The organism is Sorangium sp. So ce385, from assembly GCF_051474135.1.
Classification (GTDB): Bacteria; Myxococcota_A; Polyangia; order Polyangiales; family Polyangiaceae; genus Sorangium; species Sorangium cellulosum_D.
Genome location: NZ_CP150337.1, coordinates 9133947 through 9160393, shown reverse-complemented (window position 1 = coordinate 9160393; position 26447 = coordinate 9133947). Strand labels below are relative to the sequence as shown.

13 protein-coding genes are annotated in these 26447 nt (G+C 72.5%); 7 read left to right on the top strand and 6 right to left on the bottom strand.

From position 1 onward, the window contains the following. Positions 1–43: 43 nt before the first annotated feature. Both WME83_RS33325 and WME83_RS33320 read right to left on the bottom strand, forming a co-directional pair. Entirely contained in the window at positions 44–277 is a 234-nt protein-coding gene (locus WME83_RS33325; protein WP_437313744.1) for a hypothetical protein, read from the bottom strand. Between the two features lie 46 nt (positions 278–323). Beyond that, positions 324–1109, bottom strand: a complete 786-nt coding sequence (locus WME83_RS33320) for a class I SAM-dependent DNA methyltransferase (RefSeq protein WP_437313743.1) — start codon at positions 1107–1109, stop codon at positions 324–326. Between the two features lie 859 nt (positions 1110–1968). Between WME83_RS33320 and WME83_RS33315 the strand changes: the two genes are divergently transcribed. The 3 genes from WME83_RS33315 (at position 1969) to WME83_RS33305 (ending at position 5798) form a co-directional block, all read left to right on the top strand. After that, positions 1969–2499: a hypothetical protein gene (locus WME83_RS33315; protein WP_437313742.1), complete on the top strand. Its 531-nt coding sequence runs from the start codon at positions 1969–1971 to the stop codon at positions 2497–2499. A gap of 286 nt (positions 2500–2785) precedes the next feature. After that, positions 2786–4726: a PilT/PilU family type 4a pilus ATPase gene (locus tag WME83_RS33310; protein WP_437313741.1), complete on the top strand. Its 1941-nt coding sequence runs from the start codon at positions 2786–2788 to the stop codon at positions 4724–4726. Position 4727: 1 nt separating this feature from the next. Continuing rightward, positions 4728–5798, top strand: a complete 1071-nt coding sequence (locus WME83_RS33305; RefSeq protein ID WP_437313740.1) for a type IV pilus twitching motility protein PilT — start codon at positions 4728–4730, stop codon at positions 5796–5798. A gap of 157 nt (positions 5799–5955) precedes the next feature. Here the strand turns inward: WME83_RS33305 and WME83_RS33300 are convergent, their stop codons facing one another. After that, the gene (locus WME83_RS33300; RefSeq protein WP_437313739.1) at positions 5956–11910 is read right to left on the bottom strand and encodes an AAA family ATPase; all 5955 of its coding nucleotides are present in this window, start codon (positions 11908–11910) and stop codon (positions 5956–5958) included. Between the two features lie 410 nt (positions 11911–12320). On the opposite strand from WME83_RS33300, the gene WME83_RS33295 reads away from it, so the two are divergent. Further along, a complete protein-coding gene (locus WME83_RS33295; protein WP_437313738.1) occupies positions 12321–13136 on the top strand; it encodes an arylamine N-acetyltransferase family protein in 816 nt (271 codons plus the stop codon). A gap of 126 nt (positions 13137–13262) precedes the next feature. On the opposite strand, the gene WME83_RS33290 is transcribed toward WME83_RS33295, so the two are convergent. Then, the gene (locus WME83_RS33290) at positions 13263–15743 is read right to left on the bottom strand and encodes a LamG-like jellyroll fold domain-containing protein (protein ID WP_437313737.1); all 2481 of its coding nucleotides are present in this window, start codon (positions 15741–15743) and stop codon (positions 13263–13265) included. A 1135-nt stretch (positions 15744–16878) separates the two neighbouring features. After that, on the bottom strand, positions 16879–18417 hold the full coding sequence (gene cysS, locus WME83_RS33285; protein ID WP_437313736.1) for a cysteine--tRNA ligase: 1539 nt from the start codon (positions 18415–18417) through the stop codon (positions 16879–16881). A gap of 177 nt (positions 18418–18594) precedes the next feature. On the opposite strand from cysS, the gene WME83_RS33280 reads away from it, so the two are divergent. Then, a complete protein-coding gene (locus tag WME83_RS33280) occupies positions 18595–19656 on the top strand; it encodes a class I SAM-dependent methyltransferase (protein ID WP_437313735.1) in 1062 nt (353 codons plus the stop codon). A 52-nt stretch (positions 19657–19708) separates the two neighbouring features. On the opposite strand, the gene WME83_RS33275 is transcribed toward WME83_RS33280, so the two are convergent. Continuing rightward, positions 19709–21289: a serine/threonine-protein kinase gene (locus WME83_RS33275; protein WP_437313734.1), complete on the bottom strand. Its 1581-nt coding sequence runs from the start codon at positions 21287–21289 to the stop codon at positions 19709–19711. A gap of 85 nt (positions 21290–21374) precedes the next feature. Between WME83_RS33275 and WME83_RS33270 the strand changes: the two genes are divergently transcribed. Then, positions 21375–25346, top strand: a complete 3972-nt coding sequence (locus tag WME83_RS33270; RefSeq protein ID WP_437313733.1) for a protein kinase domain-containing protein — start codon at positions 21375–21377, stop codon at positions 25344–25346. Between the two features lie 173 nt (positions 25347–25519). Beyond that, complete coding sequence (locus WME83_RS33265) at positions 25520–26434, top strand: hypothetical protein (RefSeq protein ID WP_437313732.1); 915 nt, start codon at positions 25520–25522, stop codon at positions 26432–26434. Positions 26435–26447: the final 13 nt, after the last annotated feature.

Here is a 26447-nt window from a genome sequence, read left to right as displayed (position 1 = left end):
TACCGGCCCCGCAGCGGCGCGAGGGGCCTCGCTGGCGGGGTGTTCAGCCTTGCGGCTTGGACCACCGGTCCACGGCGACCATCGCGGCGCCGAGCCCGTCGATGTACGTGCCGTGCCGGAACGTCGCGCGCTTGAGCGCCGTCACCAGCGTGATCAGGATCTGGCGCGCTTCGTCCCGCTCGCGCCGCAGGTCCTGGACCTCATCCCGCGACGGCCGGCTCACGGCCGCCGCTTGCCCGGCGTCCTTCGTGCCTGTCTGCTGTGCTCTCTCGGACATGGGTCTCATCCTCCCCTATCAAGGTAGCGCCGCCGCGACCTGGCCATCAACCTCCTGTGCAGGGTTTTGACCCGGTGTTCGTATCCCGGCCCACCCCGCCTCCGGAGCGCGCGACGAGGGTGACGAGGCCGCGCGCGATCTCGCGGTGGGTGACGCGGAATCCGGCCGCTTCGAGCCTGTCGCAGACCCAATCGGGGGAGAGCCGCAGCTTGCGATAAAAGCTCGCTGACAGCCTCCACCGTCCGTCCTCGGGGCCGCGCGTGTGGACGAGATCGTGCACCTTGACCGTCTCCGGTTCGTATTCGAGGAAACAGGTCATGATCACATCCGCCGAGTCGTGCACGGGGATGAACCGGTCGGCGCCCTCGAGCTCTCGGGTGAGATCGCGGAAGGTGAGCACGAGCTGGCCGCCGGGCGCGAGGCGCCGCCTGCAGCCGGCGAACATCCGCTCTACGTCCCCCTTGCTGCCGAGGTGCGGGAGCGTGTCGCCCATGCATACGGCGAGCGCGCAGGGGGGACCCGGGCGCTCCAGCGCGTCGAGGAGATCGCCTCGGGCGAGGTCGACGGGGAGCTGCCCGCGGCGCGCGTCGAGCTCGGCGAGGAGCTTGTCCGAGGCGTCCACCGCCGTCACCCGGAACCCGAGCTGCGCCAGCGCGAGGGACTGGAAGCCCGAGCCGCACCCGAGGTCGATGGCCTCCGAGGCGCCCTCGGGGCGAACGCCGAGGCGCTCGAAGAGCGCTCGCTGCTCGGCGACCTTGGCGTCGTAGTCCCCGAACATCCTGGAGTAGTGCTCGGCGAGGAGCTTGTCGTAGTGATCGGTGACGGTGGGCATGGGCTCTCTTCCTCCGCGGCCATCCTACAGCCGCGCGGCCGTCCGCCGTACACCGCCGCACGCGCGCAACGTACGCGACCACGCGACCACGCGACCATGCAACCACGCGAGCACGCGAGCACGTGAACCAGGCGCGTACATGGACGCACGAGGGCGCACCAGAATCGCTTGCTCTCGAAAATTTCTGTTCTGCTTTGACGAAGGCGTGATATCTTGGTTGGAACGCGACTTTTACTCCGACATCGATGTTCGCGTCGGCGATGTTGGAAGGCAACGGGGATGTCCCGGGGCGATGTTGACGAGGGAGAGGTCGCGGTGTTGTGCGCAGCTGGTGTCGTCGGACGGGTCAGAATGAGATGCGGCGAGCTTGGACCGAGCACGCCGGTCGCTCGCGCGGGCCTCTCGCTCCTCGAGAGCGCGCCTCGCGCGAAGCGCGCTGACCTACCCGTGGGCGGAGCCAGCCAGGCGAGCCGGAGAGCCCAGGCGAGCGGTCGAGCCGGGTAACCAGGCAGCCAGAACGACAGCGCCGAACGGCGGGCGAGCCAGAACGACAGGCGAGCCGCAGGCGCAGGTGACAGGTGAGCTCGGGCGAGCCGCGACGCGCTCTTGCGCGCGCCGCTCCTCCAGGGCCGGTCAGCCTCGCCGAGCAGCCAGCGCCGGAATCGGAATCTGGAGAATCCGGCGATGCGGTGACGGCGGCGATGCGGGATGACGCGATGACCGCGACCGCGAAGCCGAAAAAAGAGTTGCGAAGAGTGGCAGTCTCGGGCAGGATGAGAAGTTTTGGTACTGGGGTGTTTGCGGCCTCGCCGGGTGGACGCGGGCCGTGGGGTCTCATTGAAGCGAAGGAGCGGAGTGCATGAAGACGTTGGGTGTTGGACTCTCCAGGTACTCGCGATCCCTCGTCGCGGCGGGTGCGGCCGCGCTCCTCTCTGCCACGCCGTTCACGGCCTCGGCGGAGCACCCGGGGGCGACGCGACCGGCCGCGCCCGGGGGCGCGCCGGCGGCGGCCCCGGGCGCGGAGAGCGCGCCTGCGGCAGAGCCCGCTGCCACGCCCGGTGCGGGCGAGTGGGACAGCTACTCCGTGGAGGTCTACGGCATGCTGGTCTCCCGCGCCGGGAAGGTCGCGACGCTGCGGCCGCTCGTCGCCACCAGCGCGACGCCGGTCGCCGCGGGGACCAAGGCGGTGCTCTTCCGCAGGATCGAGGATCCCAAGGGCGCGAGTCCCACGAAATATGTCGAGATCGCCAGGGTGACGATGAAGAAGATCGAGGCCACCGGCAACATGCAGCTCACCATCGACTCGGAGCAGCAGGCGCCGGCCGCGGAGAAGGGCAAGGCGCCGGGCCACTTCGTGAAGGGCGCGCGGCTCAAGCTCGCGATCCAGTAGCCCCGACATCGCCTCTGCTGAGCACGCCGCCCGCGTGAGCTGCGCCGCCCGCGCAGGGGGCCGCGGCCGCCGCGCGCCGTCGCGGCGCGGCGGAGGGGGGCGGCGCGCCGCCAGCGCCAGCCCGCGCAGGCCGCGCAGGCCGCGCAGGCCGCGCAGGTCGCGCAGGCCGCGCAGGCCGCGCGCGGCCCGGTGAGGCCGCCCTCCGGATCTCGCCGTCCCCGCACGACATTTTGAAACACCGCGCCTCATCGTTGATAGAGTCGGCTTGCGGAGACGAGCGACGACGATGAACGCCCTTCGATCCTGGCTCTCGCAACTGAATCGCCCCGAGGTGACGGAGTTCGCCGTGGCCACGGGGCGCATGCCCAGCGTCAAGATCTCGGGCGCCTTCCAGGCCGTCGATCCCGGCGCCCTCACCACCGAGGACATCCTCATGCTCCTCAGCGCCCTCGGCGGCGGCCGCCACATCGAGGCGCTCGGCGCGAAGCCGTCGCAGTGGCACATCCGCATCGAGGGCATCGGCGCCATCTCAGTCGTCGCCGCGCGCCAAGGCGACCTCGTGCACGCCCGCATGACGCGGATGCAGCCGTCGTCCGCCGCGCCCGGAGCCGCCGCGGGGCCCGGGGCCGCCGCCGCGGCGCCCGGGGCCGCCGCCGCGCCGATCGCCCGCCCCTCGCAGCAGTTCTCCATGCGGGAGCACCTCGCGCCCGAGGAGGCGCAGCGCCCGCCGCCGCGCGACCCGGACGCGAAGCGCCCGAGCTCCTCCGAGCTCGCCTTCGACCTGCGCGGCGGGCCGCCGCCGCCCGCCGAGCCCCGCGCCGGCCGCCCCTCGACGCCGCGCTTCGATCCGCGCGGCGAGGACGCGCCGCCCGAGCCCCGCGCCGGCCGCCCCTCGACGCCGCGCTTCGATCCGCGCGGCGAGGACGCGCTGGCCGAGCCCCGCGCCGGCCGCGCGTCCGCGCCGCCGGCCGAGCCCCGCGCCGCCGCCCGGCCGGCCGCGGCGGGCCCGCGCGCGCGGCCCTCGTCCGCCGACGTCCCGGCGGGCGCCCTCGACGGGCTGCTCGCCATGGCGCGCGATCAGGGCGCGAGCGATCTCCACCTCGTCGCCGGCCGCCCGCCGCTCCTGCGCATCGCGGGCGAGCTCGTGCCGCACGGCGATCCGCTCGACCCGGCGGCGGTCGAGTCGCTCCTGCTCCCGCGCGTCCCCGCGCGGCTCTCGCCGGTCCTCGAGGCCGAGGGCTCCTGCGACTTCGCCCTGGAGCTCGCCGCGCTCGGCCGCTTCCGGGTGAACATCGCGCGCCACCGCCGGGGGTACAAGGGCTGCTTCCGCCTGATCGCGCGCACCATCCCCACCCTCGCGTCGCTCGGCCTGCCCGACGCGATCGGGCTCGCCGCCCGCCACCATCAGGGCCTCATCGTGATCACCGGGCCGACGGGCCACGGCAAGACCACGACGCTGACCGCGATCGTCGACATCCTGAACCGCGAGACCAGCCACCACATCATCACGGTCGAGGATCCGGTCGAGTTCGTCCACGCGCGCGGCAAGGCGATGATCAGCCAGCGCGAGGTCGGCACGCACACCCGCTCGTTCGAGAACGCCCTCAAGGCCTCGCTGCGCGAGGACCCCGACGTCATCGTCGTCGGCGAGCTCCGGGACACGGCGACGGTGCGCATGGCGCTGTCGGCGAGCGAGACGGGCCACCTCGTGCTCGGCACGATGAACACCCCGAGCGCGGCGAAGACCATCGATCGGCTGATCGACCTCTTCCCGCCCGGCGATCAGCAGCAGGTCCGCGTCACCCTCGCGGGCGGCCTCCGGCTCATCGTCAGCCAGCGGCTCCTGCCGAGCGCGGACGGCAAGCGCATGGTGGCCGCCGCCGAGGTCCTGCCCGGCTCGGTCGCGCTGTGGAACCTCATCCGCGACTCGAAGACGTTCCAGATCCCGAGCCTCCAGCAGCGGGGGAAGGGCCTCGGGATCATCCGCCTCGACGACTCGCTGGCCGACCTCGTCCGCGCCGGGAAGACGACGCTCGAGGCCGCGCTCGCGGTGGCCGAGGCGCCGGACGAGCTCGAGGCGGTCCTCAGCGGCAAGCGGCAGCCCGCGCTCGCGCCGGACAGGAAGCCTCCCGCCCCGCCGCCCGAGGCGTCGCGTCCCGGCGCCCCCGAGGCGGGCAAGGGCCTGTTCGAGCGCGCGGGCGCGCTCTTCGGGAAGAAGGGAGGCTAGCGTGGCCAGGATCGATCGCCTCTTCGACGAGCTCCTGATCAGGAAGGGCAGCGACCTGCACCTCGGCATCGGCTATCCGCCGCTCGTCCGCGCCCGCGGCGAGCTCGTCCCGCTGCGCGACACGCCCCTCGACGCGGCCGAGATGGAGGCGCTCCTCTTCGAGATCACGACCGCCGAGGAGCGGCGGCGGATCGTCGACGAGCTCGACCTCGATTTCGCCTATTCCTACGCGGACAAGGCCCGTTTTCGCGCCAACTACTTCTACAAGACGACCGGGCTCGCGGCCGTCTTCCGCACCATCCCGAGCAAGATCCTCTCCCTCGACGATCTCGGGTGCCCCGAGATCATCCGCCGGCTGTCGGAGCGGCAGAGCGGGCTCATCTTGATCACGGGCCCGACCGGCTCGGGCAAGTCGACGACGCTGGCGGCGATGATCGACCACATCAACCGCTCGCGCGCCTGCCATGTCCTCACGATCGAGGATCCGGTCGAGTTCGTGCACAGCCCGATCAAGGCCCAGATCACGCACCGCGAGGTCGGCCCCGACGCGGGCAGCTTCGCGAGCGCGATCCGCAGCGCCGGGCGGGAGGACGCCGACGTGATCCTGATCGGCGAGCTCAGGACGAACGAGACGATGAAGCTCGCCTTGCAGCTCGCGAGCTTCGGCGTCCTCGTCTTCGGCACGGTCCACACGAACAGCGCCGCCGCGACGATCGACCGCATCATCAACGCGTTCCCTGCCGACGAGCAGCTCCAGGTCCGCGGCATGCTGGCCGAGAGCCTCGCCGCGATCATCGCCCAGCAGCTCCTCCGCACGAAGGACGGCACGGGCCGCGTCGCCGCGCACGAGATCCTCGTCGGGTCCAGCGCGCTGTCCGCGATGATCCGCGAGGGCAAGACGTTCCAGATCACGAACCTGATGCAGGCCGGCCGCTCCGCCGGCATGCAGACGATGGACATGGCGCTGGAGCGGCTCGTCAAGAAGGACACCATCTCCGTCCAGGCGGCGCTCGAGAAGGCGATCGACAAGGACAACTTCCAGCGGCTCTTTCCCGACGCGCAGGGGGCGTGAGGGGAGCTGCCAGGGCGGCAGAAGATTGGATGATGATGAAGAGGGAGAATTTAACGCAGAGGCGCAAAGACGCAAAGATGCGAAAGAGAATTGATGTTCAATATATCTCTCTCTTCCTTGCGCCTTTGCGTTAAATTCTCTCTCCTGTTCCAGCAGATCACGACGCGGGCCGGCGCGGCAGATCCACGGTGAAGCAGGCGCCCTCGCCCCGCTGGCTCGCCACCTGGATCGTGCCCCCGTGCGCCCGGACGATCTCGTTCGCGAGATAGAGCCCGAGCCCGAGCCCGCCGTAGAACCGCGTCGAGACCGCCCGCTCGAAGCGCTTGAAGATGCGCTCCAGATCCTCGGGCGCGATGCCGATCCCGTGATCGCGCACGGCGACCCGCGCCGCGCCGCCGCGCCCCTCGACCGTCACCTCGATGGGGCGGCCGGCGCCGAACTTGATCGCGTTGTTGAGCAGGCTCCTCAGGACCTGCGCGACGCGGAGCCGGTCGAAGCGGCCGAGCACCGGGCCTCGCGCGTCGAGCTCGACGCGACAGCCCGCCCGCGAGAAAGCCTCGCCGAGCAGGGCCACGACCTCGCGCGCCAGCGCGGCGAGGTCGACCTCCGCGAGCTCCAGGTCGAGCCCGCGGCGGGCGACCCGGTCGACGTCGAGGAGGCTGTCGAGGAGCACCTCGATCCGCTCGACCTGCCCCAGGCTCGCCGTGACCATGCGCTCGAGCGACGGGTCCGCGGCCTCGGTCGCGAGCTTCTTCTGCAGCAGCCCGAGCTTCAGCTTGAGCGGCGTGAGCGGCGTGCGGAGCTCGTGGGAGGCGACCGAGAGGAAGTCCTCGCGGACCTGGATCGCCCGCTGCGCCTCGCGATAAAGCCGCGCGTTGTCGAGCACGATCGCCGCCCGCCGCGCGAGCTCCTCCACGAGCTCGGCGTCGGCCCGGCCATAGGGCGGCGCCGCCCCCGTCCGCACCAGCGAGAGCACCCCGAGGCAGCGATCCCGCGTCAACAGCGGCGCGTTCAGGTACGCCGCCGGCGCGAGCGCCAAGAGCGCCTCGGGGCGCGCCGCGGCCGCGGCCCAGCGCCGCAGGACTCCATCGTCCACGCGGCCGAGCTCGGCGCGCTCCGCGCCCAGCGCGCGGCGAGGCGCCCACGGCGCGCTCTCGGGCGAGGCGAGCGCGCGCAGCCGCTCGGCGCTCTCCGGCGAGCCCGCCGCCACGGCCGAGAGCTCGAGCGCGCCCGCCTCGTCGAGCACGTAGAGCGCGGCGCCCTCGGCGAGCTCGGGCACCGCGACCTGGGCGATCGCCTCCAGCGTCGCCTCGTAGCCGAGATCGGCCACGAACCGCCGGGTCGCCTCCGCCAGGAAGCGCTCGGCCATCGCCGTCCGCTTGCGCTCGGTGATGTCCGTGGAGATGCCGCAGACCGCATACGCGGCCCCCGCCGCGTCGCGCAGCGTGAACTTGAGGGTGAGGTACGTGTGCGGCCCGTCCTCCTGCGGGACCACCTCCTCGAGATCGAGCAGCGTCTCCATCTCGAGCGCCCGGCGATCGTTCGCGGCGAACAGCTCCGCGGTCTCCGGCGGGAAGAGGTCGTGATCCCTCCGGCCGATGATCTGATCCCTCGGCCGCTGCGTCGCCCGCTCGTAACACCGGTTGACGAGGAGCAGGCGGCCCTCGAGGTCCTTGACGTAGATGACCGCCGGCGAGTTGTCGACGATGGCCTGGAGCTGCTCCTGGCTCTTCTTCAGCGCCGCGTAGAGCGACGCGTTCTCGAGCGAGATGGCGGCCTGCGACGAGAGGAGCTCGAGCACCGCGAGCGTGCCCTCGGTGAACGCGCCGCGCATCGCCGCGTTCTCCAGGTAGAGGATCGCGGAGGCCCCGGAGCGCCGCGCGATCGGCATGCACAGGACCGATCGCGGCCTGGCCTGCGCGACGTACTCGTCCGCCGAGAAGCGCGACTCCCCCGCGTCGTCGAGGACGACCGGCTCGCCGGTCCGGAGGACGTAGTTGACGATCGATAGCGGCAGCGCGGCCGAGGACGCCGGCGCGCGCGCCTCGCCCGCGAGCGCCTCCGCGAACGGCCTGCCCCCCTCGATCCTCGCCCTCGCCCGGATCGACGCGGCGCCGCGGCCGGCCTCCAGCAGATAGCCCTTCTGCGCGCCCGCGTGCGCGAGCACGACCCGGAGCAGCGCCTCCTCGAGCCGGGGCACCAGGATCTCGCCGGAGATGCTCTGCGACGCCTTCACGACGGCCAGCCGATCGAGCTCCTCGGCCGGCATGGTGACCGTGCTCGTCGCCGCGAGCGGCCGCGCCGCGAGGTGCGGATACAGCTTGTCGAGCTGCTTCACCTTCGCGTCGGCGCCCCAGCGGGCGTACGAGGAGCGGGCCGCGCCGAGGTAGGTGTCGGCGATCAGGTCGAAGCCGCGGTCGCGGTAGAACGCGGCGGCGAGCTCCTGGGCGAGCGCCTCGCCCTGGACGAAGCCGTTCGCGCGCGCGGCCCGGATGGCCTGCTCGTAGAGGCGCATCGCGGCGAGCTCGTCGCCCGCGATGCGCGCGATCTCGGCCGACACCAGCGCGTGGCGGTCCTCCTGGTTCGCGGGCGCCACCTCCGCCCAGCGGCGGAGCTCCGCCTCGTGCGCCCGCAGGGCGGGGAGGAGCGCGCGCCGCTCGGCCTCGGGCAGCGCGCGGGCGCGGCAGGACAGCGCGAGCGCCGCGATGTAGCCGTGGTCGGCGGCCTGGATCTGGCCGGTCACCAGGCCGAGCAGCTCGCCCGCCGCGGCCGCCGCGTCGACGGCCTCGCCGTAGCGCCCGAACAGGAGCGCCGCCAGGGCCGCGTACAGGCGCTCGTAGAAGCGCGTGAGCGGCGACGCCGCCTCGCGCGGCCGGGCGCCTTCGTCCTCCGCGCCCTCGCCCGCCCGGCCCGGCTCGCGACCGCGCAGGCGCTGCACGAGCCGGTGCAGGACGGCCACGATGTCGTGGATGGCGTCGTACCGGGCCCGGCGCGTGAACTCCAGGCGTCGCTCGGCCTCGGCGGCGACGTCCGCCAGGGGATCGCCCGACGCGAGGCGCAGCGCCACGATGTGAAAGCAGCAGTACGACGCGTAGATGAGCGTGCCGGTCTCGATGGCCTCGTCGAAGGCCTCGTGGAAGAGGCCGACCACGTCCCGGAAGGGGCGGATCCAGGGGTCGATGAAGGTGCTGATCATGTGGAGGATCTGCGCCCGGCTCCCGGCCTGACCGCCGGCGTCGAGCAGCGCGCGGGCGAGCTCGCCGAACCGGTAGCTCTCGCGGTAGAGCCCGAGGACGCGGCCGAGCGTCCCGCCGAACGCGACGTAGCCGGGCGGCGAAGCGTCCGAGTTGCCCGCGCGCAGGCTGAGCCGGACCATGTGGCACGCGATGAGGCCGTAGAGGTCCGGATCGGTGTAGTAGGCCGACGGCAGCGCGGTCGACAGGGTGCTCATGAGGGCCGCGGTGTCCGGATCGGCCATGCGCGGCAGGAGGGCGAGCGCCTCGGCGCGGCGATCGCGGATCTCGCCCCACACCTCGCGCGCCGCGCGCTCCACGGCGTCGCGCGCCGGGTGGAGCGGGAGGTCGACGCCGAAGCGGCGCGCGCAGGCGAGGGCGCTCCGCGCCGCCCGCTCGAAATCGGCCCGGGTCGTGTGCAGATCGATCTCGATGCGGTGGACCTCCGCCAGATCGAGCCGGCTCCGGGCGCGCTCGACGAGCGCGCCGACGAGCCGCTCGGCGGCGGCGAAATCGCCGCTCAGGAAGGCGCAGCGCGCGCCCTCGCCGTGGAGATCGAGCGTGAGCGCGTACTCCTCCTCCCACGCGTCGTCCGCGAGCAGCGCCATGCCCGCCGCGAGGTAGCGGGCCGCCGCGGCGAAGGCGGAAGAGGCCTTGGCCCGCCGGCCCGCCATCAGGTTGAGCCTGGCGATCCGGTCCCGCTCGCGGCGGTCCGTCACCAGCGCCGAGCCCAGGTTGAGGTGGCCGGCGATCTCGAAGATGCGCGGATCGGCGGCGTCGGCCGCCGCGCGGGCGGAGAGCAGCCGGCCGATGCGGAGGTGCACCGCCGCGCGATCCTCCTCCGGGATGAGCGCATAGGCCGCCTGCTGGACGCGGTCGTGGAGGAACCGGTAGGTGTCGCCGGACCGGAGGAGCAGCCCCTCGCGCACGAGCTCCCGGTGGTCCTCGTGAATCGCGCCCGTATGCCGATCGCGGATGACGGCGAGGGTGCCGGCGTCGACGGTGTTCCCCACGCACGCGGCGAGCGTGAGCGCCTCCTGGGCGGGCTCGGAGAGGCGCTTGATCTTCGTGATCATGAGATCGATCACGTTGTCGGCGAGGCCCTTCTCGCGGATCGCGCCGATGTCCCACCGGAAGGCGCCGGCGCGCAGATCGGCCTCGAGCAGGCCGTCCTTGTGGAGCATGGCCAGGAACTGCGTGGCGAAGAACGGGTTGCCGGCGGTCCGCTCGTGGACGAGCCGCGCGAGCGGGGCGCTGTCCTCGCAGCTCGCCTGGACCGTGTCGGCGACGAGCCGCTGGACGTCCCCGGTGGAGAGCGGCGGGATCTCGATCTCGCGGACCGGCGCGCCGGCGCCCCGCGCGCGCTCGAGCATGCGCGCGAGCGGGTGGAGCGGCCCCACCTCGACGTCGCGGTAGGCGCCGATGGCGAGCAGGTGCCGCGCCTCGGGGTGGGTGACGAGCTGCTCGAGGAGCGAGAGGCTCTCCGGGTCTGCCCACTGGAGGTCGTCGAGGAAGAGCACGAGAGGGCGCTCCGCGCGGCAGAAGACGGAGGCGAGCTGCCGGAACACCGCCTCGAACCGGCGCTGCACCTCGCTCAGCGGCAGCTCGGGGACGGGCGGCTGCTCGCCGAGGATGAGCTCCACCTCGGGGAGGACGTCGATGACGAGCTGCGCGCTCTTGCCGAGCGCCGCGGAGAGCCGCCTCCGCCACTCGCCGACGACGGGCTCGCTCGCGCCGAGGACGCCGAGCAGGAGCTCGCGGAGCGCGTGGACGAGCGTGGCGTAGGGGACGTGCTGGTGCCGCTGGTCGAATTTGCCCGCCGCGAAGAGGCCTCGCCCGCGGACCGACGTGCGGTGGAGCTCGTGCACCAGCGACGTCTTGCCGGCCCCGGCGCCGCCGGCGAGCAGGACGAGCTCGGGCGCGCCGCGCAGGGCGACGCGCGCGAAGGCGGCGAGGAGGGCGGAGGCCTCGCGCTCGCGGCCATAGAGCTTCTTCGGGATCCGGAAGAGGCCGGAGAAGTCGTGCTCTCCGAGCGGAAATGGGTCGATGTGCGCGACCGTCGTGAGCCGCTCGAGGCAGCGCTCGAGGTCGCGCGTGACGCCGCGCGCGCTCTGGTAACGGTCCTCGGCGGCCTTGGCCAGGAGCTTCATGACGAGCTCGGACACCGTCGGCGGGATGCCGGGGACGAGCTCCGAGGGCGGCCGGGGGAGCACGGCGGCGTGGCAGTGGACCCACTCCAGGGCGTCGCCGGCCGAGAAGGGCAGGACGCCCGTGAGCATCTCGTAGAGCGTGACGCCGAGCGAGTAGAGGTCGGCGCGGTGATCGACCGCCCGGTCGAGGCGCCCTGTCTGCTCCGGCGCGATGTAGCCGAGGGTCCCCTCGATGACGCCCGGGCTCCGCCCATCGCTCTGCTCCTCCGGGAGGAAGGACGCGAGATCGAAGCTCACGATCTTCACCTCTCCCGACTCCGGATCGAGCAGGATGTTCTGGGGTTTGATGTCCTTGTGGACAACCCCCTTCGCGTGGATGTCCGCGAGCGCGGCGGAGGTTCGGGCGGCGATCGTCAAGAACCGCCCGAGCTCCATCGGCGCGCCGAGCATCCGGTCGAGCGAGCGCCCGCGGAAGTCCTCCAGGACGAGCGCCGGCCGGTCCCGGTACGTCGTGAGCTCACACGGCCTGATCGCGGTCTTGTCGCTGAGCCTCCGCCCGATCTCGAGCTCGTGGCGCAGGCGCGCCACGTCCCGGCGATCGAGGCGCTCTGCCCGGGGAATCTTGAGCAATACCGGACAGCCGTCCTCGTTCCGCACGCCGCGGTGGACGACATACCTGGTCTCCTCGCGCAGGACCTCCGTCAGCGTGTAGCGATCGGGCCCGGGCATGGCCCTCAACCGGCGGTCAGGCTGCGCCGCGCGAGCCGTCGAGTCCGCCCGCGCTCGGCGCGGCGCGCGCCACGGCGTTCTACCGGGCGGCTCGGCGAACGGCTTGGCAGGCGGCTTCGCGCAGAGCGGCACCGAGCGCTCTCTGCAGCAGAGGGCGACCGAGCACGCCGCGCGCTGGCCCGGTAGATCGGCTCCACTGTCGGGAGTGTGCTGGCCGGTGCAGTGGCGGTCAAGCCGCGGGGGCGAATCGACGTCTGCGGTCCACCGCAGCTCGGGCCGAAGGCGCGCGGCGCGCGGCGCGCGGCGCAGAGATGCGGGCCCGAGCGCGCGCGACGACGGCCTCGCGCCGGCGGCCCCGCGAGCTTCCGTCTGGCGCGGCCAGGGGCGACGCGCGTATCCTTGAGGGCCCAATGCATCCGCCCGCACCCGATACCGCTTCGCTCGATCTCGACGCCTACCTCGCCCGCATCGGCTACCGCGGGGCGCTCACTGCCACGCGGGAGGTGCTCGATGCGCTGCACACCGCACACGCCTACTCCATCCCTTTCGAGAACCTCGATGTCGTCCTCGGCCGTCCGATCCGCGTCGACCTGGCCGGCGTGCAGGCCAAGCTCGTCAAGGCGCGCCGGGGCGGCTACTGCTTCGAGCAGAACACCCTGTTCGTCGCGGCGCTGCGCCGGATCGGGTTCAAGGTCACGACGCTCATCGCGCGGGTGAGGTTCCGTCGGAGCGAGATCGGCCCGCGGACTCATATGGTGTCCCTGGTCGAGCTGCCCGAGGGGCCGTTCATCGCGGACGTCGGCTTCGGCGGTCCGGGCCTCACGCAGCCGATCCGGCTCGTGGAGGGGGAGAGCCAGGCGCAGGCGCACGACGTGGTCGGCCTGCGCCGGGAGGGCGACACGTGGGTGCTCGAGTCGAGGGGGCGCGATCCGTGGCAGGATCTCTATGCGTTCACGCTCGAGGAGCAATTCCCGGTCGATTACGAGGTGGCGAACCATTACACGTCCACCCACCCCGACTCGCTGTTCGTGAGCAATGTGCTCGCGGCGATCGCCTCGCCGGAGGGGCGCGTGACGCTGCACAACCGCCAGCTGGGGGTGCTCCGGGGCGGCCAGTTCGAGTGGTTCCAGCTCGGGGATGACGAGCTCCTCGACGTCCTGAAGACCCGCTTCGGGCTGGAGCTCCCGGCCGGAGCGCGGCTCTCCTGCGCGGGCCTGAACGGCTGAAGCGGCGCCGCGAGCGTGGATGTCCGGCGCGCGCCGCCTCGGGCGCGGGCCGTCGCGGGGGTGAGGCGGCGACGGGCCGGCGGGCGCGGCTCCCCGGCCGCGCCCGCCGCCCGTCGCGCTGCCGCGTCAGTGGACGCGCCCGATGCCGCGGCGGATGAACGCCGAGCGGCTCGCGGCCGCGCCGCCCCGCCCCGCGGCGCCTGCGAAGGTCGGGGCGGGCTCGCAGACCAGCGCCTTCAGGTCCTGGTTCCGGCGACCGAGGTCGTTCAAGAAGCGCAGCTCGCCGGTCACCGGGTCAGGCATGTTGATGCCGGTCATGAAGCCCGACAGCGTCGCCTCGCTCCCGAGCGACCTCGGGTTCACGTGCAGGAACGGCGTCCCGGTCTCCGCCGCCCCGTGGCACCCGTTGCAGGTGTTGAGCGAGAACTTGTGCCGCGCCTCGTTGTTGAGGATGCCCGGGGCCGTCCACGCCGTCAGGTTGTTGAACGACGAGCCGCCGAGGAACGGGCTCCCCTGGAACGAGTCGGGCACCGTGTGCTGCTCCGCGACGATCGCCGCCTCGTTCTGGTTTATGAAATCCGCGAGCGTGGCCGAGCCGTCGAAGGCGATGTCCGGCGTCAGCTTGACGGTCTCCGGGCGCAGGAAGCCCGTGTCGGGCGAGAGGACGAACTCGCGCAGCTCCCACGGGCCTGCCAGCGCGATCTCGTTCGTGCGGAGCTGCCCGAGCGAGCTCCCGTTCGGCCTGCCGGGCGCGGCGTTCCGGCCCGCGAACCGGGAGGTGATGTCCTGGAGGGCGGCGTTGTACTCCTCGGACGGGAAGGGCAGGCTGCCGAGGGCGTGCCAGTCGTTCGCCCAGTCGAGCACGTCGGCCTCGGTCGACGCGGGGAGCTTGTACTCCAGGATGATGGTGAACTGCTGCGGGAAGCCTTGGCTCACGACGCCGAACACGAAGCGCCCCTCGCCGGCGTGACCTTCGGCGAGGTTCCGCACGTCGATCCTGTTGACGATGCCGAGCAGCAGGAGCGGCGCCTGCGTCAGGTCGAGCGACCCGTCGGGGCTCCTCGGCCACTCGTCGAGCACGATCTGCTGAATGGCCGGGCGCGCCGGCACCGTGAAGCCGTTCACGACCTGGTCGGTCAGCCAGGTAGTGAGCATCTGCTCGACCATGGCCGGCGCCTCGGCGGGCGTGGGGGCCATGTCCTCCATGAGGCGCGCGAACGTCCACGTGCCCGTCCGGGGGTCTTCCGGCGGCCCATTGAAGGTCGTCCGGATGGGATCCTCGACGACGCTGAGGTGCTTCACGAAGATCTCGCGGCTCGTCCGGACGAAGCAGCCGGTGGGTGCGGTGAGCTCGAAGTTGAGGGCGCCCGAGCCGACGAGGAGCTCGGTCGAGCTGAAATTGAGCACGTCGAAGGGGATCTCGTGGACGCCGGGATCCGCGTCCTCGGTGCCGTTCACGGTGACCGCGAAGGTCGCCGTGCTCCCTGACGGGACGCCGGGGATGAACGTGGTATCTCCGGAGACGTTGATGCCCGGCGACGGGCTGAAGATCTGGAGGGCGTAGTCCCCCGGGGCGCACGCGCCGACATCGTTGTTGGCGACGGCGACCTCGTAGGCCACCGGCGTGTTCGGGGGTACCGGCCCGCTGCTCGCCGGCGTGACGGTGATCGTCCCGGGGCGCCTGAGGCAGGAGAGCTGGGCGATCCCGCTCCCGCTCGTCGGGCTGGCGGAGAGCCAGACCTCGTCGATCAGGCCCGTGAAGCGCTGTTGCTTCTGCGCGTTGCCGCCGACGTGGATGGGCGCGTTGACGTCGCGGATCGTGCCGGCGGCGCTGAGCTGGCCGACCTGCTCGCCGTTCAGGAACAGCCGCACGAACCTGCCGTCGTAGATACCCGCGACGTGCGTCCACACGTTGGCCTCGATGGGGGCGCGGGAGGTGATGGTCCGGCCGTCGGTCAGGGTCACGGCGAACCGCGCCTCGTCGTTGCGGATGCCGAGCGAGAAGCTCGTGTCTCCGCCGTCCCGCTCCGTCGCGATCGTCTGCAGCGTCGACCCGGACACCGAGGTCGGCTTGACCCACGCCGCGACCGCGAGGTTCTTTCCGAAGGTGAAGCGCGGATCGTCGTCGGCGCTGACGGTATCGTTTTTGTGGTCGAACGAGATGGCGAGGCCGCTGATGCCCTGCGCGCAGGCGGCGCTGGCCGAGCGGGTGGCGGTCGCGTCGTTGCCTGACGAATCGAGCAGGTCCGTCGTCGCGCTGCTGCAGTCGTCGAACTGCCAGAAGCCGACGGCCGGAGGCCCGACCGGGGGTGGATCGACCGGCCCGCCGCCGGTGCCCCCGCCGACGCCGGTGCTGCTGCTGCTGGCGACTCCGCCGCTGCCGCCGGTGCCGCTACCGCCGCTGCCGCCGGCGCCGCCGACGCCGACGCTGACGGCGATCGAGGCGCCTTCCGCCGCGTCGAGCGCCAGCTCTGCGTTGTCGAGTGAGCCTTCATCGACGCCATAGCTTCCGCATGCGGCGGCGCCCAGGGCGAACAGGGCGAGGACCGCAGCCGAGCTGGTTTTGATTGCGAGAGGGTGGGCGAAGCCGAAGGAGAGGTTCCGCATCTGCGTTCTCGTTGGGTAAGAGTTGACTGCACGAGCGTGGTCCGGCCGCAGCGCGATCTGCGGCTGGTGACGCGAGCAGGCGATGGTCAGACCCGACCGGGTTGTTCGGGCTTGGGCGCTGGTGCGGAGCGCCGCTTTCACTTCTTTGGCAATCGATATGCCCGCTGTTGGACCGCGATTTCCCCCTTGTCGCGTCGATCCCGGCCTGCCTGCCCATGTCGCGGGAGGCCGACACTGGCACATCTGGCACACCATTTTTACGATGGCAGGCGGGTGCTCGATCCCCGACAAGCACGCTTTCAACGCGTCCTCATCGTGCGCCGCCTCGCCGCGCCTACGCCAAAGCTCCTCTCTGGGGCCGCGCGTCCGTCGCTCTTCGTCCCGAACGCCGCGCCTCTGCCGTCCGCCGCCCTGCGTGACGTCGTTATGCGGAGCGGCGCCCGTCGCGCCGCGCTTCATGGCCGGCGTTCCGCCCTCGCGCCGTCCCCCGCTTCTATATGCTGCGCCGCCCCAATGCCTTGCGCCGCGTTCTCCGAGCATCGTCCCGCGCCGCCGTCTCTCTCTTATAAGGAGGGGGGCGTCGATAAGGAGCGGGCCGGTCGTCCCGGCTCCTATAAGGAGGGGCTTGCCCTCTCAGCTCCCCGACGGTTCGTCGGCCTTATGTCGTCGCGGTCGCAGCTCGTCGTTCTCTGGCGAGGCCACGGCGTTCGGGTCGAATCCCGGCAAGTTTCCGCCGCTCCCCCCTCTACAACCTTACCCTTGATCTCTGATACACGTCAGCGGAGCCCTCTCTCACAGGAGACGGGCCTCACCCCTCATCTCTGAACCACGTCAGCGGAGCCCTCTCTCACAGGAGACGGGCCTCACCCCTCATCTCTGAACCACGTCAGCGGAGCCCTCTCTCACAGGAGACGGGCCTCACCCCTCATCTCTGAACCACGTCAGCGGAGCCCTCCCGCACAGGAGACGGGCCTCACCCCTCATCTCTGAACCACGTCAGCGGAGCCCTCCCGCACAGGAGACGGGCCCAGAACGGCGTTTTCGGCGCGGAGGCGTACTCTTGTACGCCGAGCACCGAAAACGTCGAGATGGGCCCGTATCCGAAGCGGGAGGGCTCCTCAGGACGGAGGGCTCCTCAGGACGAGGTCCAGCGGGGGCCTTGGGGGGTGTCTTCGAGGACGACGCCGGCCTCGGCCAGCAGGTTGCGGATGGCGTCCGCCTTGGCGAAATCCTTCGCCTTCCGCGCGGCCTGGCGCATCGCGATCAGCCGGTCGATGGCGGCGTCGCCCCCGCGCCCCGCCGCGCTCTCGGAAGGGGCGACCGCATAGTCGGCCACGAGCGCCGGATAGAGCGCCGGGTCGGCCATCTCCACCCCGAAGACCCAGAGATGGCGCGCCACCGCCCGGTACACCGCGAGCAGCGACGCGCGGTCGTCGCACTGCTCGATCCCCGCCGAATAGAGCGCGCTCACGTAATCGAAGAAGGCCGCCACCGCGTTCGGCGTGTTCAGGTCGTCGTCCATCGCCTCGACGAAGCGCGCGATGAACCGCTCGGTGTGCTCCTTGAACTGGCCGTGGACGTACTGGTGGCGCATCCTCGGGAACCGCTCCTCCTCGGGCCGCTGCGACGCATACGCGCCCGGCGCGAGCGCCTCGTCCCCCGCGCCGCGCAGCTTCTCGGCGAGGACCGCCGCGAGCTTCTTGATGCGCGCGTAGCCCTGGGCGCTCTGCTGGAGCAGATCCCAGCCGAACGGGAGCTTGCACCGGTAATGGTGCGTCACGAAGAACCACCGCGCCTCGTCGTGGCCGTGCCGGGACAGGAGCTCCTCGACGGAGATGACGTTCCCGAGGCTCTTCGACATCTTCACCTCCTTGAGATCGAGGTGCTCGGGGTGCAGCCAGTAGCGCACCCAGGGCCTCCCGCAGAGCGGCTCGCTCTGCGCGATCTCGTTCTCGTGGTGCGGGAACATGTTGTCGATTCCGCCCCCGTGGACGTCGAAATGGTCGCCGAGCAGCGCCGTGCTCATCGCCGAGCACTCGATGTGCCAGCCGGGGCGCCCCGTCGGCCACGCGCCCTCCCCGGTCGGCCAGCTCGGCTGGCCCGGGGAGGTCGGCTTCCAGAGGCTGAAATCCGCCGGGTGCCGCTTCCGCGCGAAGTCCTCCTCGACGCGGCCGCTCGCCCCGACCTCCTGCTCGTCGACCTTGCGCCCCGAGAGCTCACCGTAGGAGGGGCACGTGGCGACCTCGTAGAAGACCTCGCCGTTCACCGAGTACGCGTGGCCCTTCTCGATGAGGCGCTTCACCATGTCGACCTGCTCGTCGACGAAGTCGGTGGCGCGCGTGTAGACCGCGTAGTCCTTGATGTGGAGCTTGCGGCAGTCGCGCCGGAAGGCCGCGATGTTCCGCTCGGCGACGTCGACCGCGCCCTCGCGCTCGTTCGCGCGCTGCATGATGCGGTCGTCGATGTCCGTGTAGTTGATGATGCTCAGCACGTGATTGCCGCGGTACTCGAGGTAGCGGCGGAAGACGTCCCAGAAGCAGTAGGTGCGCGCGTGACCGATGTGCATCGGCGCGTAGACCGTGAGTCCGCATGTGTAGATGCGCACGATCTTCGGCTGGGCGGAGACGAATGGCTCCTTCTTCCTCGTGAGCGTGTTATGGACCTTGAGCGGCATCGGCCACCTGCGTGAATGTGCGAGCTGCCCCCCGGACCGCGTACGCTACCCTGGCGCCGCTCCCCGGTCAACGCGGAACATCGCCGCCGTTCCCGCCCGTTCCCGTGGTTTTCCGCACGTTTGCGTAACGTTTGCGTATGCTTGCGGCCGTCCTGTCTTCGATCTACGCAGGCGTGCATGCACATCACTTCAAGGACCTTGCTGTTCGTCCTCACGGGCGCGCTCGCCGCCTGCGCGTCCAACCCGCCGCCCGTCGAGACCGCCCCGCCGCCCCCGCCGCCGGCTCCGGCTCCGGCCGCCGAGCCGGCCCCGCCGCCCGAGGCGGCGGCCCCGCCCCAGGTGGATCCGGCAGAGGAGAAGAAGAAGGCGGAGCTGGCCAAGCTCGCCGAGGACATGAAGGCCATGGAGGCCAAGGCCGACCAGGAGGCCGCGCGGTTCGACGACGCGCTCAAGGCCGAGGTGAAGGCGCTCCTCGCGGCCAATCACCCGAGCGCCGGCGCGGCGCTGCGCGCGGCGCTCAAGAGCAAGCACCGCGTCCCGGGCAACGCCGAGCGCGACGCGGCCCGCCACCCCGTCGAGACCCTGGAGTTCTTCGGCCTCAAGCCGACGAGCACCGTCGTCGAGCTCGGGGCAGGGGAGGGCTGGTACACCGAGCTGCTCGCGCCCGTGCTCGCCAAGAAGGGCAAGCTCATCGTCACGTCCTTCGACCCGAACGGCCCCGCGGACTCGCGCAACACCCTCTATGGCAAGCGGCTGAAGCGCACGCTCGACAAGTCGCCCGACCTGTTCGGCAAGGTCGATGTCGTCGTCATCGACCGCGACAACCCGAAGATCGGAATCGACGGCAAGGCCGACCTCGTCCTCGCCATCCGCGAGGCGCACGGCTGGCATCGGAACGGCAAATTCGATGTCTACGTCGCCGAGGCGTTCAAGGCGCTCAAGCCGGGCGGCGTCTTCGGCATCGTGCAGCACCGCGCCAAGCCCGACGCGAACCCCGACGAGAGCGCCAAGCAGGGATACCTCCCGGAAGCGTGGGTGATCCAGAAGGTCGAGTCGGCCGGCTTCAAGCTCGGGAGCAAGTCCGAGGTGAACGCCAATCCGAAGGACACGAAGGACTATCCGGAAGGGGTCTGGACGCTGCCGCCGAACTTCCGGCTCGGCGACAAGGACCGCGCGCGCTACGCCGCCATCGGCGAGAGCGACCGGATGACCCTCAAGTTCGTGAAGCCCGCCCGCTGACCCCCGCCCGCCCGGATCCCACCCGCGCCTCGCGCGCCGCGCCGACCCGCCGCTACGCGGGCGCCGCGGCGCCGTCCGAGGGCGGCCGAGCGACCACCCGGCGCATCGGGATCACGGCGCCCGGGGCCCCCGTGGCCCGGTGCGACGTGAAGCCGAGGCCGTCGAGCATGGCCGGCGACGCGTAGACGCCCGTCGCCGCCGTCTCCGGGAGGCACGAGGAGAGCTCGAGCACGTTCCCGCCCACCACCGAGCCGTCCTCGGTGACCACCACGTCGCCGGCGTGGAGGCAGAAGCGCACGCCGACCCGCAGGTCGCGCCGCTCCGGCTCGGCGAGCCGCTCGTACAGCGCGAGCGCGGCCGCGATCGCGCGGCCGCGCGCCTCCTCGGCGCCGCGCTCGTCGCGCGGCCAGTCCGCCGAGAGCAGCACGCTGGTGCTCGTGACCGCGAGCGGCGAGAACCCCGCGGTCGCGAGCTCGGTCATCGCCTCCGGGAGCACCGCCTCGAAATCGGTCAGGAAGGAGTCGGTCGGCGCCTCGAGCGCCCGGCTCTCGGCGAGGACCTCGACGAGCATCCCGATGGCGAGGCGGCGGACGCGCCCCGCCTCCTTCGCGTCGGTGCGGAGGACCCGCGCCGTCGCGGCCCGCACGTCCTCCAGGAACGCGGTGACGTCCGGGTGGCGGCCCGCGGGGTCCTTGCTCATGGCCCGCACGACGATGTCGTCGAACGCCGGGTCGACCGGCGCGTGCAGGCTCGGGCGGGGCGGCGCCTGGTGGAGGTGCAGGTGGCGCAGCACCGGGTACGCGCTCGCCGAGAAGGGCATGGCGCCCGCGATCATCGTGTAGAGCAGCGCGCCGAGCGCGTAGACGTCGGTCCGCATGTCGACCGGCCGGTTCAGGAGCTGCTCCGGCGACATGAACGCCGGGGTCCCCACGACGTGCCGCGACGAGGTGAGCGAGAGATCCGTCGTGCCGAGCAGCTTCGCGATGCCGAAGTCGAGCAGCACCACCCGGAGCCCGCCGCCCTGCTCGCACAGGATCACGTTCGAGGGCTTCACGTCCCGGTGGATGATCCCGAGCGCGTGGACCGCGGCGAGCGCGCTGCAGAGCGGATCGAGGATCGCGAGCGCCTCGTCGGCCGGGAGCCGGCCGCGCGAGAACAGGTGCTGCTCGAGGCTCCTGCCCTGCAGCAGCTCCATCGCGTAGTAGGGGCGCCCGTCCTCGAGCTGCCCGACGTCGAGGATCTCGACGACGCTCGGGTGTCGGATCCGCCCGATCGCGTCGACCTCGCGCTGGAACCGGAGCACCACGTCGGCGCGCGAGATGAGCTCGGCGTGCATGATCTTGACCGCCGCCGGCGCCCCGCTCGTCGCGTGCACCGCGCGGTAGACGACGCCGAACCCGCCCTCGGCGATCACCCCGTCGAGGAGGTACGCGCCCGCCCGCGGCGCCGCGGCGATGGGGATGCCCGGGCCGTCGCCCTCGCGATCGCGCGTATCGAGCGTGCGCTGGTCCCAGGTCGGCGCCGTGCCGGCCGCCGTCGCGCCCGCCGCGGGCGCGTTCGCCGCCGGCGCGACGGGCGCGTCCACCGCCGGCTTGGCGAGGGACCGCTCATCGTCTCGAGAGGAGGTCTTCATACATGACAGCCGTCGAGTTCCTGCGTTACTGTAGGCGTAAGCCGGTGTCCAACGCGACCGTCGGCTGCCCGAAATCGAGCCGATCATGCACCGCTGCGCCGTATGTCACGGGCGGCTCGCCGACGGCGCGCCGTGCGCCAGGGATGGCTTCACGCCGCCGCCCGGCGAGCCCGACGTCGTGGCGGGCGCGGCGCCCGCGATCGACGGCTTCTCGGTGCTCGGTCCGCTCGGGCGCGGCGGCTTCTCGGACGTCTGGGCCGCGGAGCGGGACGACGACGGCGCGCCGACGGCCATCAAGGTGGCGCGGCAGGCGGCGTCGAGCCTCCGCGAGCGGTTCCGGCGCGAGGCCGCGCTCCTCGAGCGCGTGGGGGTGCCGCACGTCGCGCAGCTGTACGCGCAGGGCGAGCTCGCCGACGGCCGGCCTTACCTCGCGATGGAGCGGCTCTTCGGCCGGACCCTGGCCGACGAGCTCGCCGCGCTCCGCGCCCCGCTCGACCCGGACCGCGCCGCCGGGCGCGCGGACGCGATCCTCGCGGTGCTCGAGGCGGCGCACGCGCGCGGGGTCGTCCACCGCGATCTCAAGCCGGAGAACCTCTTCCTGCTCCGCGCGAGCGGCCGCGCCGTGCTGCTCGATTTCGGCCTCGCGAAGCTCGCCTCGGGCGACGACCAGCCGGCATCGTCGGTCCGCGCCACGCGCGCCGGCGACGTCGTCGGGACGCCGGAGTACATGGCCCCGGAGCAGCTGCGGGGCGCCGCGCGGATCGACGCGCGCGCCGACATCTACGCGTTCGGCGTCATCCTGTTCGAGCTGCTCACCCTGCGCCCGCCGTTCGTCGGGAACGAGGACGCCGTCGAGCACGGCCACCTGGCGCTGCGCCCGCCGCGCCCGAGCGACCTCGCCGACGTCCCCGAGGCGCTCGAGGAGCTCACGCTCGCCTGCCTCGCCAAGGACCCGAGCCGCCGGCCCGACAGCGCCGCCGCGCTCCGGCGCACCCTGCACGCCCTGCGCGCGCGCCCGGCCGGCGACACCCTCCCGCCGCCCTCGTCGCCGCGCTCCGGGCCGCGGTCGTCGCGGCCGGGCGACGGCGTCGCCACGGCCGCCGCCGAGGGGCGCCAGCCGGTCGCGCTGCTCCTCGCCGAGGCCGGCGCCGGGCCGGTGATCGCGGCGGTCGGCGGCCGCCGGGGGTTCGTCGCGCGGCAGCGGGGGCAGCGCTGCCTCGCCGTGTTCTCCGCGCGGGACGTCCACGACCCGGCCCGCGCCGCCCTCGCCGCGGCGCGCGACATCGCGGAGCGCAGCGGCGCGCGCGTGGCGCTGCACCTCGCCAGCGTGCGCCTGCGCCGGGTCTCCGGCGGCATGCACGCGGCGTACGGCTCCCCGGTCGAGCGCCCCGAGACGTGGCTCCCCCCCGAGCCGTGGCGGGGCCTCGTGATGACCGAGGAGTTCCAGCGCGCGCTGCCCGAGGAGGAGCTCGCCCCCACGCCGCCGGACGACCCGGAGAGCCTGGGCGAGCCGCCGCTGCTCGGCCGCGACGACGTGCTCTCGGCGCTCGCGGGCAGCGCGACCGAGGCCTTCGACGGGACGTGCCCCGGCCTGTTCACGCTGATCGGCGACGCCGGCCTCGGCAAGTCGCGCCTCACGGCCGAGGCCGCCTGCATCGCCGGCGTGCCGGTCCCGGACGTGCGCGTGGTGGTCGTGCGCGCGCTGCACCCCATCCACGGCGGCGCCGCGCAGGCGGTGCGCGCGCTGCTGCGCGTCGCGCTCGACGCGCCCGACGACGCCCCCGACGACCCGCGGGGTTTCTGCGTGGCGCGGCTCGGCGAGGCGCTCGGCGGCGCGACGTGGGAGGCGGTCGCGGCGGCGCTCGGCTGGGTGGACCCGGGGGGCGGCCGGCTGTCCGGCGCGGCCCGCCACGGCCTGATGCTGGCGCTCGCCGAGGCGCTCCGCCAGCGGGCGCGCCGCGGCCCCCTCGCCGTCATCCTCGACGACGCCGACCAGGCGGACGACGTGCTGCTCGACGCCCTGGAGTACGCCACGCTCGACGGCGAGGGCGTCCTGCTCTGGGCGCTCGTGACCGCGCGCCCTCGCTTCGAGCAGGCCCGCCCCAGCTGGGGCCAGCGCAACCAGCGCCACACCCGCGTGACGCTCGCGCCGCTCGCGGAGGAGGCGGCGATGGACCTCGCGTCGCGGCTGCTCCTGCCCGCCGAGTTCCCGCCGGCCGAGACCCTCCGCCGCCTGGCCGACTGGGCGGGGGGCAACCCGGACTGCCTGCGCCAGATCGTCCGCTCCCTCAAGCACGCCGGCGTCGTGCGCCGGCGCGCCGGCGGCGGCTTCTACCTCGCGACCGCGGAGGTCGAGGCGCTGCCGCCCGCGCCGGCGTGGCAGTGGCTCGCGGCGCGGCAGCTCGACGAGCTCCCGGCGGAGCTCGCGGCGTGCGCCCGGGTCTGCTCGGCGCTCGGCATGTCGTTCGATCGCGCCGAGCTCGAGGCGGTGCTGGACGGCCTGGAGCGCGCGGGCGGCGCCGGCTCGATGGTCGACGCGGGCTTCGGGCTCGCGGCGCTCGTCGAGCGGCGGATCCTGCTGCGCGACAGCGAGGGCGGCGGCGGCGCGGACGACCGCCACGCCTTCCAGAACGCGGTCTTCCAGGAGGCGGTCTACGAGATGCTCGACCCGGCGCACCGCGCCGCGATCCACCTGAGCGCCCTCGCGTACTGGCGGGCGCAGGTGGCGGCCGGCTCGACCCACGGGCTCCGCGCGCTCGCGCGCCACGCGGCCGCGAGCGGCGAGTGCGCCGAGGCCGCCGACGCTTACCTCGCGCTCGGCGATCTCGCGTCCGCGCAGCACCACGCCGTCGAGGCGGACCAGCGCTACGGCGCCGCGCTCCAGGTCGTCGGGCCGGGCGACGCGGGCCGGCGCGTGCGCGCCCTCGCGGGGCGCGGGAGGAGCCGGTACCGCATGTGCCGCATCCAGGAGGCGCGCCGCGATTTCGGCGAGGCGCTCGCGCTGGCCGAGGCGCTCGGCGACGCCCACCAGAGGGCGAGCCTCCTGCTCGAGGACGCGACCGCGCTCGACTGGGACTTCGACTTCGAGGCGTCGGCGCGCCGGGTGGACGAGGCGCGGCCGCTCGTCGACGCGGCGCGCTCGCCGGAGCTCGCGCTGCTCCTCCGCGTCGCCGAGGGCCGGACCTCGTGGCGGCGGGGGAAGCTCGATGAGTCGATCGCGGAGCTCACCGACTGCGCCGAGCACGCCGGGGCGTCGGGCGACTACGACGCGCGCGTCCTCGCCCTCATCATGCTGTCGTTCCAGCTCGCGTCGGCGGGCCGCCGCGAGGAGGCCGAGCGGGCCTTCGGGGATCTCATCGCCCTGCTCACGGCGGCCGGCGATCGATTTCACCTCTGCGCCGCGTACATCAACCGCATCGCGCTGTGGGCCTGGAGGTGGTCGCTGCCGGGCGCGGTCGACGACCTCCGCCGCGCGGTCGATCTCGCGCGCGAGATCGGCAATCCGTGGCTCGAGAAGATGGCTTCGTACAACGTCGCCGTGCTGCTTCACTGGAGCGACAGGCAGCGCGAGGCGCTCGCGCTCGCGCGGCGCGCCCGGTGGCTGGAAGAGCAGGCCTCGGAGCGCCCCGTGCCGCACACGGCGATCCTGCTCGCGCAGATTCACCTCGTGCTCGACGAGTACGAGCAGGCCAGCCAGCTGGCCCTGTGGATCGCGCGATCCTGCGTCCTCGAGCCGGGCGACGTCCGGGACTACGCCTTGCTCGAGCTCGTGCTCTCCGAGGTCGGCCTCCGGCCGGCCGGGTCCGCCTCTCTGTCGTGGGACGAGGCCATCGCGCTCGCGAGAGACCAGCCCATCGTCGAGAACACGCTTCAGCTCTTCTACTGGCGTGCTCGAATGGCGCTGCGTCGAGGACATACCGGTGAGGCGGAGGCGTCGCTCGCGAGCGCGCGGGCGCTCCGCGCGGCGAGCCCCATGTGGCTGTCTCGCTTCGACGAGCTGGAGCGCAGGCTGGAGGAGGCGTCGCGAACGGACATTCATCCAACCCTGCCGGCTTGATTCGACAAGCCATGTCCTCGCGCCGCGTTCGGGCGAGCACGGCTATCCGCGCACGCAGTGTATACCAGTTTTCAGTATTGCGCGTCTTCCTGGAAAATGAAATAGTGTGGGATTAAGAAAACAGCGCTTGTAGTCTTATGTCCGACGCTGTAATGACCCAGGAGGAAAGCGGAATGTCCTCGACTCGCTTCGTCGCAGTTGGTGTCCTCGGCGCCTGTGTGCTCACGATGGGGTGCATCGGGCCATCCGATGTCGAGCCGGCCGAGACGGCCGAGACGGCGGAGGCGCCGATCATGCGCCGCCCGGTGGCGCCCATCGGCGCGAATGGCCTGGATCCCGCCCACTTTTGGGCGCCGGAGAACCGCGCGGCCTTCCGGACGCTCGGCGGCGCTGCGCTCGCCGGCGGCGGCGCCGTCCTGACCGCGACGGCGCTGCTCGGCACCGAGGGCGGGAAGAGCGTGCTCGACTATGCGATACGTTGCGCGCTGTCCGAGGGTCAGGTCGTCTACGCACCCAACGGCGATCCGTATTACGGCTCCTTTGGATTCGCGCCGGCCTGGACAGGTCGTGCGCTCAACCTCTCGGAGCAGCGCTGGGTTTCGGCGTGCATCTTTCAGCACCTGAACGGCTCCGGCGCGCATGTGGACATCCTGCTGAGGGGCGGCCATCCGGCCCTCGCGTGCTCCCCGGACGCGGCGCCCTTTCTCGATTTCATCGTGCGGGACGCCACGATGTTCGGCAACGCCTTCCTCCCCGGGCCCATTGCCGGGTTTGCCTGCATCGATCCCGATCTGACGGGGGAGCTCTCGAGGATCTCGCTGAGCTGCCCGCTCGATCTCAACCTCCTCGAGCTGGACAGGCTCTGCGGTCATGTGCCGACGTGCGGGATCGCCTTCGTCGGGCTCTGCAACCTGGCCTGCACGGCGGACACTGCCGGCAACAAGACGTGCAACACGCTCCCGCTGCTCGGGCCGCTGCTCGGGCCGATCCTCGGGCCGATCCTCGGACCAAGCTACGCGGAGACGATCCGGACCCAGCTACGTGACGCCGATCTCCTCCCGCTCTACCCAGGTTGCGGCCTGCTCTGACCGGCGCCGGTGG

Coding starts and splice junctions, on each gene's coding strand:
- WME83_RS33325 (WP_437313744.1), bottom strand. CDS start 277: ATGTCCGAGAGAGCACAGCAGACAGGCACGAAGGACGCCGGGCAAGCG.
- WME83_RS33320 (WP_437313743.1), bottom strand. CDS start 1,109: ATGCCCACCGTCACCGATCACTACGACAAGCTCCTCGCCGAGCACTAC.
- WME83_RS33315 (WP_437313742.1), top strand. CDS start 1,969: ATGAAGACGTTGGGTGTTGGACTCTCCAGGTACTCGCGATCCCTCGTC.
- WME83_RS33310 (WP_437313741.1), top strand. CDS start 2,786: ATGAACGCCCTTCGATCCTGGCTCTCGCAACTGAATCGCCCCGAGGTG.
- WME83_RS33300 (WP_437313739.1), bottom strand. CDS start 11,910: ATGCCCGGGCCCGATCGCTACACGCTGACGGAGGTCCTGCGCGAGGAG.
- WME83_RS33295 (WP_437313738.1), top strand. CDS start 12,321: ATGCATCCGCCCGCACCCGATACCGCTTCGCTCGATCTCGACGCCTAC.
- WME83_RS33290 (WP_437313737.1), bottom strand. CDS start 15,743: ATGCGGAACCTCTCCTTCGGCTTCGCCCACCCTCTCGCAATCAAAACC.
- cysS (WP_437313736.1), bottom strand. CDS start 18,417: ATGCCGCTCAAGGTCCATAACACGCTCACGAGGAAGAAGGAGCCATTC.
- WME83_RS33280 (WP_437313735.1), top strand. CDS start 18,595: ATGCACATCACTTCAAGGACCTTGCTGTTCGTCCTCACGGGCGCGCTC.
- WME83_RS33275 (WP_437313734.1), bottom strand. CDS start 21,289: ATGAAGACCTCCTCTCGAGACGATGAGCGGTCCCTCGCCAAGCCGGCG.
- WME83_RS33270 (WP_437313733.1), top strand. CDS start 21,375: ATGCACCGCTGCGCCGTATGTCACGGGCGGCTCGCCGACGGCGCGCCG.
- WME83_RS33265 (WP_437313732.1), top strand. CDS start 25,520: ATGTCCTCGACTCGCTTCGTCGCAGTTGGTGTCCTCGGCGCCTGTGTG.